15 protein-coding genes are annotated in these 16,045 nt (G+C 46.5%); all 15 read right to left on the bottom strand.

The features are described from left to right. Nucleotide 1: 1 nt before the first annotated feature. The 15 genes from AC9UC2_RS05045 to mraZ all read right to left on the bottom strand — a co-directional run bounded on the left by AC9UC2_RS05045 (nt 2) and on the right by mraZ (nt 15,837). Nucleotides 2-658, bottom strand: coding sequence for a YggS family pyridoxal phosphate enzyme (locus AC9UC2_RS05045; RefSeq protein WP_509525974.1), 657 nt, complete (start codon nt 656-658; stop codon nt 2-4). Further along, nucleotides 655-1,305 carry a peptidoglycan editing factor PgeF gene (gene pgeF / locus AC9UC2_RS05040; protein WP_509525971.1) on the bottom strand — a complete coding sequence of 217 codons (651 nt, stop codon included), beginning with the start codon at nt 1,303-1,305 and terminating at the stop codon, nt 655-657. Before pgeF ends, AC9UC2_RS05045 begins: the two co-directional genes overlap by 4 nt. 4 nt (nt 1,306-1,309) lie before the next feature. Further along, a complete protein-coding gene (gene ftsZ / locus AC9UC2_RS05035; protein WP_509525969.1) occupies nt 1,310-2,440 on the bottom strand; it encodes a cell division protein FtsZ in 1,131 nt (376 codons plus the stop codon). Between the two features lie 145 nt (nt 2,441-2,585). Beyond that, the gene (locus AC9UC2_RS05030) at nt 2,586-3,224 is read right to left on the bottom strand and encodes a cell division protein FtsQ/DivIB (RefSeq protein WP_509525967.1); all 639 of its coding nucleotides are present in this window, start codon (nt 3,222-3,224) and stop codon (nt 2,586-2,588) included. Beyond that, nucleotides 3,225-4,610 carry a UDP-N-acetylmuramate--L-alanine ligase gene (gene murC / locus AC9UC2_RS05025; RefSeq protein ID WP_509525965.1) on the bottom strand — a complete coding sequence of 462 codons (1,386 nt, stop codon included), beginning with the start codon at nt 4,608-4,610 and terminating at the stop codon, nt 3,225-3,227. Beyond that, a complete protein-coding gene (locus tag AC9UC2_RS05020) occupies nt 4,607-5,683 on the bottom strand; it encodes a UDP-N-acetylglucosamine--N-acetylmuramyl-(pentapeptide) pyrophosphoryl-undecaprenol N-acetylglucosamine transferase (protein ID WP_509525963.1) in 1,077 nt (358 codons plus the stop codon). The genes murC and AC9UC2_RS05020 overlap by 4 nt, the downstream gene beginning before the upstream one ends. Beyond that, a complete protein-coding gene (locus tag AC9UC2_RS05015; protein ID WP_509525961.1) occupies nt 5,671-6,831 on the bottom strand; it encodes an FtsW/RodA/SpoVE family cell cycle protein in 1,161 nt (386 codons plus the stop codon). The genes AC9UC2_RS05020 and AC9UC2_RS05015 overlap by 13 nt, the downstream gene beginning before the upstream one ends. Beyond that, complete coding sequence (gene murD / locus AC9UC2_RS05010) at nt 6,821-8,200, bottom strand: UDP-N-acetylmuramoyl-L-alanine--D-glutamate ligase (protein ID WP_509525958.1); 1,380 nt, start codon at nt 8,198-8,200, stop codon at nt 6,821-6,823. The genes AC9UC2_RS05015 and murD overlap by 11 nt, the downstream gene beginning before the upstream one ends. A gap of 3 nt (nt 8,201-8,203) precedes the next feature. Beyond that, nucleotides 8,204-9,262, bottom strand: a complete 1,059-nt coding sequence (gene mraY, locus AC9UC2_RS05005) for a phospho-N-acetylmuramoyl-pentapeptide-transferase (RefSeq protein ID WP_509525956.1) — start codon at nt 9,260-9,262, stop codon at nt 8,204-8,206. After that, complete coding sequence (locus AC9UC2_RS05000; RefSeq protein WP_509525953.1) at nt 9,259-10,629, bottom strand: UDP-N-acetylmuramoyl-tripeptide--D-alanyl-D-alanine ligase; 1,371 nt, start codon at nt 10,627-10,629, stop codon at nt 9,259-9,261. The genes mraY and AC9UC2_RS05000 overlap by 4 nt, the downstream gene beginning before the upstream one ends. After that, nucleotides 10,626-12,110: a UDP-N-acetylmuramoyl-L-alanyl-D-glutamate--2,6-diaminopimelate ligase gene (locus AC9UC2_RS04995; RefSeq protein WP_509525951.1), complete on the bottom strand. Its 1,485-nt coding sequence runs from the start codon at nt 12,108-12,110 to the stop codon at nt 10,626-10,628. The genes AC9UC2_RS05000 and AC9UC2_RS04995 overlap by 4 nt, the downstream gene beginning before the upstream one ends. Then, nucleotides 12,094-13,911 (bottom strand): peptidoglycan D,D-transpeptidase FtsI family protein, encoded by a 1,818-nt coding sequence (locus AC9UC2_RS04990; RefSeq protein WP_509525949.1) that lies wholly within the window; start codon nt 13,909-13,911, stop codon nt 12,094-12,096. The genes AC9UC2_RS04995 and AC9UC2_RS04990 overlap by 17 nt, the downstream gene beginning before the upstream one ends. Then, entirely contained in the window at nt 13,904-14,308 is a 405-nt protein-coding gene (gene ftsL, locus AC9UC2_RS04985; protein WP_509525947.1) for a cell division protein FtsL, read from the bottom strand. The genes AC9UC2_RS04990 and ftsL overlap by 8 nt, the downstream gene beginning before the upstream one ends. Further along, entirely contained in the window at nt 14,308-15,261 is a 954-nt protein-coding gene (rsmH, locus tag AC9UC2_RS04980; protein ID WP_509525944.1) for a 16S rRNA (cytosine(1402)-N(4))-methyltransferase RsmH, read from the bottom strand. Before rsmH ends, ftsL begins: the two co-directional genes overlap by 1 nt. A 144-nt stretch (nt 15,262-15,405) precedes the next feature. Then, nucleotides 15,406-15,837 carry a division/cell wall cluster transcriptional repressor MraZ gene (mraZ, locus tag AC9UC2_RS04975; RefSeq protein WP_506627007.1) on the bottom strand — a complete coding sequence of 144 codons (432 nt, stop codon included), beginning with the start codon at nt 15,835-15,837 and terminating at the stop codon, nt 15,406-15,408. Nucleotides 15,838-16,045: the final 208 nt, after the last annotated feature.

The following is a 16,045-nucleotide window of genomic DNA, read 5'->3' as shown; positions in this document are numbered from 1 at the left end:
GTTACCTGTGGGGTGAGCGAGAACCGAGGATTGATGAGCCTACGCGCGCATGTGTCGCACCATGTGAAATAGCTGATTGGTAATCACCACTCATCCCCGCAGATAAAGAATCCGCCTTAGGAAATCTGAGTAAAAACTCATTACGAATCACTGCTAATTGCGAATATGCCTTATCCGGATCCATTTCTACCGGCGGGACGGACATCAGGCCCACCAAGGTATGAACCTTTGATTCCGACACTAATTCGGCCAAACGGTATAGCTGATCTACCCCTGCTCCCCCTCGATTGTGGGCCCCATCCAGGGAAACCTGCAGAAAAATACTTAAGGGATGTGGCGCAACTTTTTTAATAATTTCAAAATGGCGGGGATCATCTAATGAGTGAATCACCGAGGCCCAGGATGTTATCGACTTTAATTTATTGCTCTGAATTTGTCCTTGAAAGTGCCAAGTACCCGGCACAACTGCAGACTTTTCTACGCCTTCAGAGTCCCGGTTTTCACCAAAATCTTTGACTCCTAACTCTTTGAGAATCTGAACATCACTAGCCGGAAAGGTCTTAGTAACGGCGATCAAGGTAACTGGATGGGCGGCAACGGCTGCAATGTTTGCACGAACCGTTTCAAGGTTGTGTGCAATTTCTTCTTTTCGACTCATAGTGCAACTACCCCAGCAAATCTTCCCGTTGGATTTTGGCGACGATGAGAAAAATACAGCTCATCTTCAAAGGTGCAGACCGTCGAAGCTTCATATGAAACACCCACTGCTACTAAATCTGCAATCAATGCTTTCGGTAGATCTAGTCCAGGAGTTCCTTTTCGAGTCGTCGCAAATGCACGAGGGTGTTCGGCAATTACATCTTGCTGCATCGCAAAAGGCACTTCATAACAACTGCCACAAATTGACGGCCCTAAAATGGCATGAAGTTCTATTGCACCAAGTGATCTCATTGTGTGTATGGCCTTAATCGCAATGCGTTTGACCAACCCTGCCCGGCCAACATGAATTGCACCGACAACTTCTTTGGAAACCAGCAGCAAAGGAATGCAATCGGCAACCATGACTGCCAAAGAAAGATTTGGTGTGGTGGTGATCAAACCATCACATGTAAGTTTCTGCGCCGTAATCGTTTCCACCACTTCAATGTGGTCACCATGAACTTGATTCATGAACTGCGCCGCGCCAATCTTTTTTCGATTGGAATCAACTATTACTGGATCGTCACCAACATGCAGCGCTAAATTCAATGATTCATAGACGCCAAGGCTTTCGCCTCCGCGTCGATCGGTAAAGAAGTGAGGCAAAGCCTTACTTCATGAAGTCAGGCACGTCGATTTCGTCCTCTGCAACTAACTCTTCAAAGGTCACGCGACGCTTTGGAGTTTCATTGCCTAGATCGAGTGCGACAGAAAGCGGATCATTTGAAGCAATTGGATCGGCCACGCCGCCCAGGGTTGCTGCATCGATTACGGGTGTGGCTACCTTCTTTGGTGCTCCACCTTCAAATCCTGCAGCTACAACGGTGATGCGAACCTCGTCACCTAGTGCATCATCAATTGTTGTTCCGAAAATGAACTTAGCGTTTGGATGAACCGCTGACTGAACCAGCTCGCACGCTTCATTAACTTCAAAGAGACCTAGATCTGATCCGCCAGAGACTGAAAGAAGTACTCCCATAGCTCCATCAATTGAGGCTTCAAGGAGTGGACTTGAAATCGCTAGTTCGGCTGCACGAAGTGCACGATTTTCGCCACGGGCAGAACCAATACCCATCAACGCCGAACCTGCTCCAGACATAACAGCCTTAACATCTGCAAAGTCCAAGTTAATCAAACCAGGTTGGGTAATGATCTCAGTGATTCCCTGCACGCCAGAAAGCAATACTTGATCTGCACTCTTGAATGCATCGGCCAAAGTAATTGTGCGATCTGAAATTGCAAGCAAGCGATCATTAGGAATAACAATTAATGTATCTACTTCTGCACGCAAAGCTTCAATACCAACATCTGCTTGCGCTGAACGAAGTTTTGCTTCAAAAGAAAATGGTCGGGTTACTACACCAATAGTTAAGGCACCAATATCTTTTGCAATCTTTGCAACAACAGGTGCTGCACCTGTTCCTGTTCCGCCACCTTCACCTGCAGTTACAAAAACCATATCTGCACCGCGCAAAATTTCTTCAATGTCATCTGCATGATCTAGTGCAGCTTCGCGTCCCTTGTCTGGATCCATTCCCGCACCAAGACCGCGCGTTGTCTTACGACCAATATCTAATTTCACATCTGCATCACTCATTAGCAAATGTTGTGCATCTGTGTTTATCGCAATGAACTCGACGCCCTTTAAACCGACATCGATCATTCGATTAATAGCGTTAACTCCACCGCCACCAATGCCGACGACTTTGATGACCGCTAAATAATTCTGTGGTGAAGCCACGTTAATCCTCCTTATGAACCATAAACCTCAAGTTGAGGCTTACAATTCACTACTTTTCGATAAGGCGAACTTAAAGTGCATGAGGGTGATTATCAAACACCGACATGAATTGATTAACGTGTCGCAAAAATTGGTTTTTAAAAAATCACTTAACGATTGGTGCACGTGGTGCCGAAACATCGACCCTCTTAATGTCTGCATTTTCCGGAAGCGCAATCAGGGCCCTATAAACCTTTAGTTTTAACTCATTTTCTGAGTCACTTCCCCATCGAATTTGAATATCTTTGCCATTGTTTTGGGTTAACAAAACCAGGGCCCCAGTTCTGCGAACCTTAACAACCGTCAAGGATGACTTGAGCTCATCAGGTAATTGCGTTAAGAAGTTAACAGCCTTTTTAGCATCTTCAAGATTTGCCGCTTCAATCTGAATCAATCCCTCTGGCCGGTTGCCTTGTGGCACAAAACTTGCAGCGGTTGAGTCGATAACTTGATTTTCAAAAGTTGCGATAGGAGTGCGCGATGTAAGTTCCACTACAACTTTCCCATTGATCCAGTTACGTGAAACGTCAGCTGACTTAACCCAATCAAGTTTTTCCAATTGAGTGGCTATCGCTCGTGGTTCAACTCGTGCCAACTTCTGCCCCTTGATAATTCCCGTACTCAAAGGTTTGGTACTGCCAATTACTTCTACTGACGAAACTGTGAATAAAGTTGAATAGCCCAACACATAGGTGGATCCCGCCAGTAGAGCTATGACTATCGCAGCAATCAAAGAGCGCTTCATTTAAGCAAAACGCCTTGTTAAGCCTTCAACAATGATTGGGGCTAGCGAACTCACATCTCCCGCACCTAACGTCATTATGACATCACCAGGTTGGGCATCTGCGATAACTGAATCTGTTACCTCTACAAAGTTAGGGATGTATTCACCCTTGGTCATCTTTGAGGCAATAATCTTCGAGTTAACGCCTTCGATTGGCTTTTCACTTGCTGCATACACTTCAAGCAGAATTGCTCGGTCAGCAACATTTAATTCGGCGGCAAACTGCTCGGCAAATGCTTTAGTCCTGGAGTAGCGATGTGGCTGGAAAATTACGATTAATCGGCCAGCATCTGCAAAACGTCGCGCGGCTTCAAGGGTCACATGTATTTCAGTCGGATGATGGCCATAATCATCGATCACTCGGATACCGTGAACAGTTCCCTTTACTTCAAATCTACGACCTGTCCCTCTAAAGCTTCCCAAACCAGTCAATAGCTCTGCTGGCGGGAAGCCCAGTTTTAAACCTGTTGCTAAAACGCCGGCCGCATTTAATAAATTGTGATGGCCGGGTACTTGCAGTTCGATGTGACCAACGCTCTTACCCTTCCAAATCGCTCTAGCGCGCGAGCCCATAGTGAGCAGTTCTATCTGATCAATGTGTAAATCGGCAGTTTCATTGACGCCGTAGGAAATCAATTCGATTGAAGAAAGGGTGTCAGCCAGTGCAACTGCGCCTACATCATCTGCGCAGTAAGTAAGGAATCCGCCGCTTTGAATGGTGGCGGCAAAATCTCTAAAGGCTTGGGCAACTGATTCGGCGGTTTCAAAGAAATCAACATGATCATGTTCAACATTTGTAACTATGGCAGCAAATGGGTGATATTCAATGAAGGAACCATCAGATTCATCGGCTTCTGCAACAAAGATTTCACCCGTTCCACGATGGGCATTTGATCCGGAAGCGGTAATTGTTCCGCCGATAGCAAAGGATGGATCTGCCCCACATGCTTGCAGCGCGACAGCAAGCATCGATGAAGTAGTTGTCTTGCCATGAGTACCAGCAACGGCAACACTCTTTGATAGCGACATCAAAACCGATAACGCGCCTGCTCTCGTCAAAATAGGAAGTTTTAACTCCAGGGCACGTAAACGTTCTGAATTGGAATCTGAAATTGCATTTGAATACACCACAAGATCAGAACCATCAACATTTTCTGCGCTATGTGATGTCGAAACCGTTGCACCGAGTGCAGACAAGGCGGTTACGACAGAGGAATCTTTAGCATCTGAGCCGCTGACAGTTATTCCGTGAGACAAAGCGATTCGCGCCAGACCGCTCATGCCAGCTCCACCGATTCCGATGAAATGCACACGCTTACCGATAAGTGATGTCAGTTGTGGCTTCATGATTTCAAGGCAAACTCGGTCAGGGCAACAATTTTTTGTGCGGCGTCAAGGTCTTGATCATCTCCATCAATTGGCGCGTTAGCGGCAGCGACTAACAATCTATCGACATGGGCAGCAATAAATTCCGCAGTGAACTCTTTTTGAGTGATGACTTCAGCCCGACCTTCTGCGACCAATGATGCAGCGTTGACGAACTGTTCTCCATTTCCAATGGGCAGCGGCACAAAAAGAGCGTATCGACCCAAAGCCCTAAATTCGCTACAGGTCACCGCGCCGCTTCGGGCAATAATTAAATCAGCTGCTAAATAGGCATCTGCCATTGCATCAACATAGGCAACTGGCTTGTAGCCACCTTGTGACTCTGGCAAGGCATTAAGTTTTCCAACTGAGTGAAGTACTGAGATTTCCTTTTGATTAAATATTGCAACGCTGTTACTGACAATTGCATTTATTGCCATTGAACCTTGAGAACCGCCCATAATGAAAACAAGTGGCCGATCTGCAGGAAAGCCCAAGCGCGACTTGGCAGCCCTTCGTGCACTCGCCCAGTTACTTGCCGAAGCAGCACAAGCGTTGGCAACATCTGAGCGAAGCGGTAAACCTGCCAGCAGGGCATCTGAAAACTTTCCTGATTCCACCGGATGAGCAACTGCAAGATGTGAAGTAAAGGCTGCGCCTAGTCGATTGGCCCAACCTGGCTTTGCGTTGGCTTCATGAATCACAATTGGAGTACGTGAAAGAGTTGCAGCCAAATATGCCGGTGCGCTGACATAACCGCCAAAACCAATAAGAACATCGGCCTTTTTTGCCACCTTCATTGCTGAAAGCACTGATGAAACTAAATCAAATGGTATTCGTAGCCATGACGCAGAAGGCTTTCTAGATATTGTGACTTTAGGGATAACGCGTAGTTCAAAACCTGCGGCCGGCACAAGTGTGTTTTCAAGTCCGCTCTTTGTTCCCAAAAAAATGCAGGTATCGCTCGGATACGTTTTCATCCATTGACGTGCAACAGCAAGTGCCGGTTCGATATGTCCTGCGGTGCCTCCACCAGCTAGAACTACCGTAGCCATTTGATTCCCGTCTCTTGTAATCCTTTATAGATTACTGGGTCTCTACGCGCTGCACCTAAAACAAACCCGATTCCCATGTATGTCGCAACCAACGCAGAACCACCATAAGAAACAAGTGGCAGGGTTACACCAACTACCGGCAAGACACTTATCGCAGAACCGACGTTAAGGACTATTTGAATTGCAAACCAACAACCAAGACCTGCAGATACATATCGCACCATAGGATCACTTGCGCGTAATGCTAATTTAAAGATTGAAAACAACAGCAGAGCTAACAAAAGTAAGGTGGCTAACGTTCCAAATAAACCAAGCTCTTCACCAATTACCGAGAATATAAAATCCGTGTGAGCTTCTGCAAGATTTCCCCATTTTTGGCGACTTGCGCCAAGACCCACACCGAAAAGGCCACCACTGGCTAGGCCCAACAAACTATGTGCCGGCTGCCAACCCGAGAATTTGTATTGATCTTCAGCAAATGGATTAAGGAAAACTGCAAAACGTTCTGCGCGATATGGAGATGTCAAAATCAAAACTGCCAGTGCTGCCAAACCTGCAGCTATACCAATTCCAAATAGGCCGATGCGCAAACCTGAAACCCACAACAAACCAGCCAAGATAAAGGCAAACACCGACGCAGTGCCCAAGTCGCGACCTGCCATCACCAAAACCATGCACAGCAAGAAGGCTGGCCCAATCAAAACAAGAACATTGCTATGAATCGCACCAGCACGTTCTCGAATTGCCAGCATGTGTCCTGCCCACAAAATCATCAAGAACTTTGCGATCTCACTGGGTTGAACATCGACAATTCCAAGACTGATCCAGTTGTGATTACCGTTGACGCTCTTTCCGATAAGTTGGACAAGCACTAAAAGAACGACTGAAATCAAGACACCAAAGCGTGCGATGACTTTCCATTGACGAAGTGACAACCGCGATAAGACCCATGCCATTGGTAGCGAAATCAGCAGAAAGAGAAATTGTCGGATCACGACTCCGTACGTTGTGCCGCGCGAGCCCAATGAATAAATCGATGAAGCAGAAAAAACCATAATCAAACCTAAAAGACTTAAAGCCAAGGTGCTCCCCAGCAGCATGTAATAAAGATTTACCGGCTTAGTGAAAAGAGTTTCCTTACTCTTCATGAGCAATTACCTTTCTGACCGCCGCAGCAAATCTATCTCCGCGATCTGCGTAGGAAAGGAATTGATCCATGGATGCGCATGCTGGTGCCAACAAAACCGCATCCCCTGACTTTGCGTGCTGTGAAGCTGCAGTAACAACTGATTCCATCAATAAATTTGAATCCGCTCCGCGGGTGTAGTCATTTGGAGAATCAATAAGGACTCTAGGAATATTAGGCGCGTACTTGATCAAAGCGGCTTCAATCAACCCACGATCTTGGCCAACAAGAATTGCTGCCTTAATTCTTGGGGCGCATCTTTCAATCAGCGAATCCATATCCGCACCTTTTGCCAATCCTCCTGCGATCCACACCACTGAAAGGTGCGACATTAATGAGGCCGCGGTTGCATGCGGATTAGTGGCCTTGGAATCATCGACCCAGGTAATGCCATCTGCTTCATGAATTGTTTCAATGCGGTGGCGACCTGGACGAAAGGCTTGCAGCGCTTTTCGAATCACTTCGTGAGGAACATTAATTGCGCGTGCCAATCCGGCTGCTGCTAAAGCGTTAGACACATTGTGCGGAACCATTGGAACTACGTCGGCTAGTTCGCAAATCATTGATGCTTGCTGCGGATCAGTAACAAAAGCGCGATCTACCAGCAACTCTTCGACAACTCCGATTTCACCTGGAGCTGGGGTGTTAAGTGAAAAGAAAACCTTGCGCCCAGTAAAGCGATTAGCCCGGGTTACTACAGCCCCATCATCAGCGTTAAGAATTGCAACATCTGTGCGATCTAGAATTGAAAACTTGGCATCAGCGTAGGCATCAAAGCTTCCATGCCAATCCAAGTGATCATCAGCAATGTTCAAAATTGCAGCAGCCTGAAATTGTGCTTGTCTGGCCCAGTGCAGTTGAAAACTTGAAAGTTCCAAAACCAAAACATCATAGGCATCAGCTCGATCGATTGCATCAATCACAGTGTCACCCACATTGCCACAGGCAGTTGAGTTGATTCCTGCTGCCTTTAAAACTGCTGCGGTCATTTCAACTGTAGTTGTCTTGCCATTGGTGCCAGTAACTGCAATCCACTTTTGGTGCGGTGCGCGCACTGCACGAAGGTTCCAGGCAATGTCAATTTCATTAAAAAGTTCTAGCGAACTATTGAGAACCTTCACAACTAATGGGTGATCTTGACGCCATCCAGGGGAAATCACTGCCGCATCAAAATCATGCACATCGACGGCTTCAGGTTTAATGGCACCAACTGTGTTGTCATCTGTAAGTGTCACTGCCGCGCCTTGCGATTTTAAGAAGCGAGCAACTGAGATTCCAGTTACTCCGGCACCTAGAACCAGAAACTTTTTATCAGCAAAGTCGGTAGACATGAATTATTTGACGACCCATTGCGCGTAGAAAAGTCCAAGACCCATCGCAACACATAATCCCGCGATGATCCAGAAACGAATAACGACAGTGATTTGAGCCCAACCAATTAACTCGAAGTGGTGATGCAGTGGCGCCATTTTAAAGACGCGCTTTCCGCCACTGATCTTGAAGTAGGCAGTTTGAATCAATACAGACATGGTGATGATGACAAAGAGCCCACCCAGTGGAATTAGAAGCAATTCAACGCGCAAAGTTGCTGCTAATCCTGCGATTGCACCACCTAGAGCAAGGGAACCTGTATCTCCCATAAATATCTTGGCTGGCGGAGTGTTCCACCATAAAAATCCAGTACAGCCGCCGGCAAATGCTGCAGCCAGAACTGCAAGGTCCAGTGGATCGCGGACTGCATAACAACCAGCGGTTGCATTAAGCCCACAACTTTGGCCGAACTCCCACACACCAATTAAAACAAAAGCTAAAAATGTCATGATGGATGCACCGGTTGCTAAACCATCTAGACCATCTGTCAGGTTTACTCCGTTGCTAGCTGACATCACCATCACAATGATAAAAATAACTACAAGTGCTGGTCCTAAGTAAATTGTTGTTTCACGTACACCTGACAAGTATTCGGAAATCGGTGTCAGCGAATCTTTATCAGCAAACTGCAATCCAAGGTAAGCAAAAATTCCGGCAGCAATGGCTTGCCCAAGAAGTTTGTAGCGACCAGGTAAGCCACGTGAATTTTGACGCGAAACTTTGAGCCAATCGTCAAGAAAACCAATAAAACCTAAAGCAACTACTAAACCAATTACCAAAATCGCAGAAACGGTCACCGCGTTTCCTGTCACAAGGTGTGCAAACAGGTAGCCAAGGATCGCAGCAAGAATAAAGATGATTCCACCCATAGTTGGGGTTCCGTGTTTTATGTGGTGGCTGCTTGGACCATCTTCACGAATAATTTGCCCATACCCTTTACGCGCAAGTGCGCCAATCAGAACGCGAGTTCCAAAGATCGAAAAGATCAGTGCGAAAGCACCAGCAATCAGGATCTGTCTCAACTTTCAACTCCGCTCTTGTCTAACCACAAGCTCTCTAGCTTCTGAGCCAAAACTTCAAAACCTTCGGAACGAGAAGCTTTTACTAAAACTACATCTCCTGCAGAAAAGTGATCTGTCATGGATAGGCACTCATCAATACTTGCGTAATGGTGAATTTCCATATCTCCTAACAAGTCTCCGTATTCCGGAGCACCAATCGCAACTAAATGATCAATTCCGAGCTCCTGAGCAAGGGTGCCAATCCCCGCGTGAAGTGAAGTGCTTGACTCGCCGAGTTCATGCATTTTTCCGAGGAAAGCCCAGGACTGGCCGCCACGTTCCTGCGCAAAAAGAACCAGAGATCGCAGGGCCGCCGACATAGATTCAGGATTGGCGTTGTAAGCATCATTGATCAGTAAAAGTCCAAAGAGATCATGAATTTCCATGCGCCACTTACTGGAGTTCTCAGCAGTTGATAAGGAGCTAGCGATTAGTTCGATTGGAAGTTCTAAGGCGGTACCAACTGCAGCGACCGCTAGAGCGTTTGCTATGTGATGCTCGCCAACTAATCTCATTCCAACTGCATCACGACCTGCTGGGGTAACTAAGTCAAAGTGTGGTCTACCTTCGCGGATTTCGACTTCGGTCGCGCGGATTTCACAACCGCTACCAAATCTGATTGTTCGTCCAGAATGTAATGATTCCATCGCTGGTGTGTACAAGTCATAGTTACCAAGAACTGCAATTCCGTCTTCAGACAAACTTTGGATAAGTTCAGATTTAGTTTCAGCGATCGCTTGAACTGATCCAAACTCTCCAAGGTGGGCAGTTCCAACTGTTAGAACAACTCCGATATTTGGCGCAGCGATACCGCACAAACGCGCAATATCCCCCGAGTGCCGAGCTCCCATTTCCAAGATACAGAATCTAGTTTTTTCATCGCATTCAAGCAATGTGATCGGCAATCCAAGGTCATTGTTAAATGAACCGGCTGGAGACACTGTGGGGCCAGCTACAGACAACATATGTGACATTAAATCTTTGGTACTTGTCTTTCCTTGAGAACCAGTTATCCCGATGACAGTTAGGTTAGTTAAACGTTTGCGAACAAAGGTAGCCAGTATCGAAAGGGCTTCGATGACATCGTCAACGACGATGCAGGGACCATCGATGCGCTTAGTTGTCAATGAAAACATCGCACCGGCTCGATATGCATCGGCTGCAAAATCGTGTCCATCTACAGCTTCACCTTGTAATGCTAAGAAGATGCATCCTGGAACCGCTTTGCGTGAATCAAAAACTGGAGCCTTGGAAACAAGTAAGTCTTTGTCGCAGTGCATTTCGCCGCCGACTAAAAGACCTATTTCACCCGCTGTTAATGTGATCATTTCTTATCTTCAATCGCTTTAGCTAGTTCGATGCGATCATCAAATGGATGTACGACGCCGTTCATCTCTTGTCCCTTTTCGTGGCCTTTGCCCAAAACAATCACTAGATCGCCATCATTAGCTTGATTGACTGCAGCTCTAATTGCCGCTGAACGATCCTCAATAACCTCACTTGGTGCCTGAATATCTAAGCCAAGTGTCATCTGTACCAAAATCGCATCTGCTTTTTCTGAACGCGGATTATCGCTAGTAAAAATCGCCACATCTGCGCCTTCATGCAGCGCCTTACCCATCAGCGCCCTCTTAGACGCATCGCGATCACCGCCACAGCCAAGCACGGCAATAACTCGACCATCGCTGATTTCATGCGCTGTTTCCAAAACACGCGTTACTGCATCTGGAGAGTGTGCGTAATCAACCAGTGCCGTGAAATTTTGCCCCAGGCGCACTGATTCAAGTCGCCCAGCCGCTCCAGTTAGCGCAGGCAAGATCGCTGCAATATCTATCGGATCAATTCCACTTTCAGTAGCAATTGCTACCGCCATCAAGAGATTGTCAAAGTTGTAGCCACCATGAAGATGAACTTTTCCTTCAATCAGGATGCCCCCGCTACCCCTAATTGCAACATGCGCACCAACATAATCCTTAGTTATTGATGCATAGTGCCACTTTGCACTTTGATCGTGACGAGAAACTGTCATAACTGGCAGCTCAGTCATTTCTTTAAGTTTGATTCCGTAGGCATCGTCGATATTGATGACTGCTAAATCTGCGAATTCAAAGGAAAACAACTTGGCCTTGGTTTCAAAATAAGCTTCCATCGTTTTGTGAAAATCAAGGTGGTCTTGCGAAAGGTTTGTAAATGCCACTACAGCAAAGTGGCTACCGCGAATTCTTTCTAAAGCTATTGCGTGGCTAGAAACTTCCATCACTAGATTGCGCATATGACGCTCGCGCATGATTGCCGATAATGCCTGCAAATCGCTACTTTCAGGTGTGGTTCTTTTGCTCGCGATAACTTCGTCGCCAATACGCGTTTCTACAGTTCCAATAAGTCCGCTTTCGCGACCAGCTAATGACATGATCTGGTGCAGCAAAGTTGTAACGGTTGTCTTGCCATTAGTTCCTGTCACTCCAACGCTATACAGATCGCGCATCGGTTCGCTATAAAACCAGGCACTGATTACTCCCGCTGCGCGACGTGGATTGCTGCTAACAATGACTGGAACGCCAGAAACCTTGGCTGCTCCGACTTCATCCGTCAGTACCCCGATAGCACCACGTGCGATTGCATCTTTTACATATTCGGCGCCGTGTGTCTTTTCACCTGGCAATGCCACAAAAAGGTCACCTTCTTGAACGCTATTACTTGAAAGCGTTATGCCAGTTACAACTGTTGCTGAATCTCCAGTTAATTGGGCATTAGCAACTGCTGCAACTGATTCAAGCGTTCTTTTGAACTCTTCAATTGGTCTTGTCACTTGCTGCCTTCTTATCTGCAATCAATTTTCTTTCAGCAAGAAGTGCTTTTTCAGTCAATGGAATTGAATCAGCCACGGCACCTGTTGGTGCGATTCCCTTTGATTGAAGGACAAATGACATTACCTTTTTAAAGACTGGACCGCCTAGGTATCCGCCCCAGTGCATTCCCTTTGGATCTTGAATAGTTACTGAAATTACGTATGCCGGCTTGTCAGCTGGCGCAAAGCCAATAAAGGATGCTGTGTATCCACGGTAGCAGCCACATGTGTCATCAATGCGTTGTGCTGTTCCAGTCTTTCCAGCAACGCGGTATCCAGGAATCGCTGCAGATGGTGCGGTTCCATTTGCAGAAACTACGCTCTCCATCATCAAACGCATTTTTGCCGCAGTTTCTGGACTAATCACTCGAACGCTCTCGCGAGTTGCAGATGGTGTGTAGTTTCCGCTGGAATCACTTGTTCCTGCAATTACAGTTGGAGAAACACGAACGCCGTCATTTGCAAGTGTTGCAAATACACTTGTTGCCTGCATCGCAGTTACTGAATAGCCCTGTCCGAAAGCCACAGTTGGCGCAGTAGTGCCAGACCAATCTGCAACCTTTGGAAGAATTCCACGTGATTCGCCAGGTAGTCCTGAGCCAGTCTTTGTGCCAATTCCAAACTTTGTTAAATATTCGTACAGCTTGTCATTAGAAATCATTTCACCAATTTTGATAGATCCTGTGTTACTTGATACCGCAAGAATCCCAGCTGTTGTTAAACGCTGCGTTGGATGTGGCTCATGATCTTTAAATACTTTAGTCGAACGCTTTAACTTGTCTGGAATCGTTAATACTGTTTCAGGAGTAATTTTCTTTTCATCCATGGCTGCGGCAACCGTCATAACTTTTCCAGTTGAACCTGGCTCGTAAACATCAAGGACCGATGGGTTACGCATAGCAATAAGAGAAACCTTGGTTGTGTCATTTGGATCAAATGTTGGAGCAGTAGCGTGTGCCAAAATGTGGCCGGTCTTTGGATCCATGACAATTACAGTTCCACTGAGAGCGCGCGTAGATTTAACAACATCTGCAATTGCCTTTGAGGCTACCCACTGAATATCTCGGTCTACAGTTAAGCGAACTGAAGTACCTGATTGTGCTGGGATAATTTCGGATTGTGAACCAGGAATTTCAGCCTTGTAACCATTGGCATATGAATACTTACCATCGACACCTTTGATCATAGAGTTCATACTTGATTCAAGTCCCGTGGCACCAACACCGTCGTGATTTACGAAGCCAATTAAAGATGCAATTAAATTTCCAGATGGATACTCGCGTACATAACTGCGCTCTGGAAAGAAACCGATGATTCGATCAGGGCTCATGGCCTTAAATCGTGAGTTGTACTGGTCTAGCGCGCCCGAAAGCTTGAGCCAGGTTGCAGGTTTTGCATTGCGGGCAACCATGTTCCACTTACGAGTACCGGTGAGAGACTCTTGAACTTCTTCAACTTTCATTCCCAGAATAGGGGCAACAAATGCTGCAACCTTGGCCGGGTCAGTGATTTGGGTTTGATCTACGACAATGCTTGTTGCGGCAACACTACGAGCGAAGGTAACTCCATTAATGTCGGTGATGTCTCCACGAGGTGCTTGAAGAGTTCTTACCTTTTCCATTTCATTAACGGCACGTTCACGATAGTCCCCCGCTTGTAGAGCTTGAACTTGAACTAAACGAAGACCAAACATAAACATGACAAGTGCAAGGATTAGAACCAGACCTCTGATTCTTTTATGCGCTAATGAAAAATTACCCATTTTTAACCGGTACCTCAATAACTGGCTTATCGAGAGATAAGAAAGTTGGATTTTCTGAAGGCTTCATGCCTAATGCTGTTGCAGATTTTGCAAGAGCCTCTGGGGAAGAGAGCTTGTCAATCTGTCGTGCAATAGCTTCTCGCTCATCACTAACTAATTTCGCCTCTAACTTGAGGTTAGTTAATTCAAATGCATCTTGTGCTAACAAGGTATTGATCAGGAGAAGAAGCATTAGACCAATACCGCCAACAATTGATACAAAGATTGCGAAGAATTTACGATCGGCTTGCTTTCCGTCGGAGACATTGGGAACAATTTTGAGTGCAACTTGTGATGTCTTTTCGGCGAAAATTTCTTTTGAGCGAGTAATCGCTGGCGCCAGCGCGGTCATAGCCATTATGCGGCCAACCTTTCGATCGCGCGAAGACGCACAGACTGAGAACGTGAGTTCTCTTCTAGTTCGGCATCGGTTGGTGTTTCACTGCCGCGAGTAATCATTGAAAACTTTGCCGCTAATTCAGGAAGATCAAATGGAAGATCGCGCGGTGTGCCAGATGTTGTAGATGCAACAAATAACTGCTTAACAATGCGATCTTCAAGGGATTGGAAAGACATCACAACTAAACGTGCGCCAACATTAAGCAGGTCTAGTGCTGCCGGAAGTGCGCGTGTAATGGTGCCAAGTTCGTCATTGGTTTCGATGCGAAGTGCCTGGAAAGTGCGCTTTGCAGGGTTTCCACCGGTGCGACGAGTAGCAGCTGGAATTGCTTCCTTAACTAATGTTGCAAGTTGAGCCGTTGAATTCATGGGTGCGATTGCGCGCTGTTTTACAATTGATTCAACGATTCGTGTAGCAAACTTTTCTTCACCATAGGTGCGAAGAATGCGCACTAATTGCCCTGGCTCGTAAGTATTGATGATCTCCCCCGCAGTCAGTGACTGTGTGCGGTCCATACGCATATCAAGGGGTGCATCCTGTGAGTAAGAAAAACCACGCTCGGTCTGATCAAGTTGCATGGAAGAAACACCTAAGTCAAACAAAGCGCCATCGATGTGCTCGTATCCAAAACTTGCAACTACATCGGCAATGCCATCAAAAGTTGAATGCGCAGTCTTTAGGCGATCTGCAAATGGCGCAAGGCGCGCTGTTGCTTTTGCAATTGCATCTAGGTCGCGATCGATTCCGATAACAGTTAAGTGTGGGAACTTTTGTAGCAAAGCTTCTGTGTGTCCCCCAAGACCCAAGGTTGCATCAACAACGACTGGGTTGCTGGAAGTTGCAATTAGCGGGGACAAGAGATCAACGCAACGATCGCGCATTACCGATATATGTTCAGTCGTACTTGTCATCTCTTCCCCCTCTCGTGTATTGATAGAACTAACTTTTCAACTCTCACCTCTGGTCACTGCCGGCCGACGGATCTTGGTTTAGCAACGGCACCGGGGAAGGGGTGTCGCTGCGTTCGAAGGGTCGGCAGTGGCCACAAATGAGAGTTAGAACAAACCTGGAAAGACCTCCTCTGAAACATCAGCGAAGCTCTTTTCGCGATCTGCTAAATATTCATTCCAAGAAGTTGCATCCCAAATTTCAACGCGAGTATTTGCACCAATAACAACACACTCTTTTTCTAATCCTGCATATGTGCGAAGTGATTGTGGAATTGTTACGCGACCTTGACGATCAGGAATTTCATCGTGTGCGCCAGCAAACATCACACGGCTGTAATCACGTGCTGATTTCGCAGTGACTGGCGCTTGTTTTAGCGTCTCTGTAATTACTGAAAATTCATTAGATGGAAAAACATAAAGACAACGTTCTTGTCCTTTAGTAATAACTAAACCTGCAGCAAGTTCTTCGCGGAATTTCGCGGGAAGTATTAAGCGACCTTTGTCATCAAGACGTGGCTCGTGGGTGCCTAGAAACATTTCTTTGACGCCCCCTTCCCCAGGTTCGCCGCGAGCTTTCGTGCCCGCTTAATTCCCCACTTTACTCCACTTTTCCCCTTTTTCAACCACCTTTTGCCACTTTTATCCCTTTTGGCCCCCATTCCACCCCACCGAAAGCTGAGCCTGAAAAAGGTTGCGAGCATGAAAAAAGCCCCTCACAAGGAGGGGCTTAAGAGGAGCTAAAGCG

Source organism: Candidatus Planktophila sp. (assembly GCF_036734405.1).
Lineage (GTDB): Bacteria > Actinomycetota > Actinomycetes > Nanopelagicales > Nanopelagicaceae > Planktophila.
This window is presented reverse-complemented; position numbering and strand designations above follow the sequence as displayed.

What these genes read in the sequence shown, in the direction of transcription:
- murC (WP_509525965.1), bottom strand. Translation starts at nt 4,610, where the DNA reads ATGAAGCCACAACTGACATCACTTATCGGTAAGCGTGTGCATTTCATC.
- AC9UC2_RS05000 (WP_509525953.1), bottom strand. Translation starts at nt 10,629, where the DNA reads ATGATCACATTAACAGCGGGTGAAATAGGTCTTTTAGTCGGCGGCGAA.
- AC9UC2_RS05030 (WP_509525967.1), bottom strand. Translation starts at nt 3,224, where the DNA reads ATGAAGCGCTCTTTGATTGCTGCGATAGTCATAGCTCTACTGGCGGGA.
- rsmH (WP_509525944.1), bottom strand. Translation starts at nt 15,261, where the DNA reads ATGACAAGTACGACTGAACATATATCGGTAATGCGCGATCGTTGCGTT.
- AC9UC2_RS05015 (WP_509525961.1), bottom strand. Translation starts at nt 6,831, where the DNA reads ATGAAGAGTAAGGAAACTCTTTTCACTAAGCCGGTAAATCTTTATTAC.
- AC9UC2_RS04990 (WP_509525949.1), bottom strand. Translation starts at nt 13,911, where the DNA reads ATGGGTAATTTTTCATTAGCGCATAAAAGAATCAGAGGTCTGGTTCTA.
- ftsL (WP_509525947.1), bottom strand. Translation starts at nt 14,308, where the DNA reads ATGGCTATGACCGCGCTGGCGCCAGCGATTACTCGCTCAAAAGAAATT.
- mraZ (WP_506627007.1), bottom strand. Translation starts at nt 15,837, where the DNA reads ATGTTTCTAGGCACCCACGAGCCACGTCTTGATGACAAAGGTCGCTTA.
- AC9UC2_RS05045 (WP_509525974.1), bottom strand. Translation starts at nt 658, where the DNA reads ATGAGTCGAAAAGAAGAAATTGCACACAACCTTGAAACGGTTCGTGCA.
- AC9UC2_RS05020 (WP_509525963.1), bottom strand. Translation starts at nt 5,683, where the DNA reads ATGGCTACGGTAGTTCTAGCTGGTGGAGGCACCGCAGGACATATCGAA.
- murD (WP_509525958.1), bottom strand. Translation starts at nt 8,200, where the DNA reads ATGTCTACCGACTTTGCTGATAAAAAGTTTCTGGTTCTAGGTGCCGGA.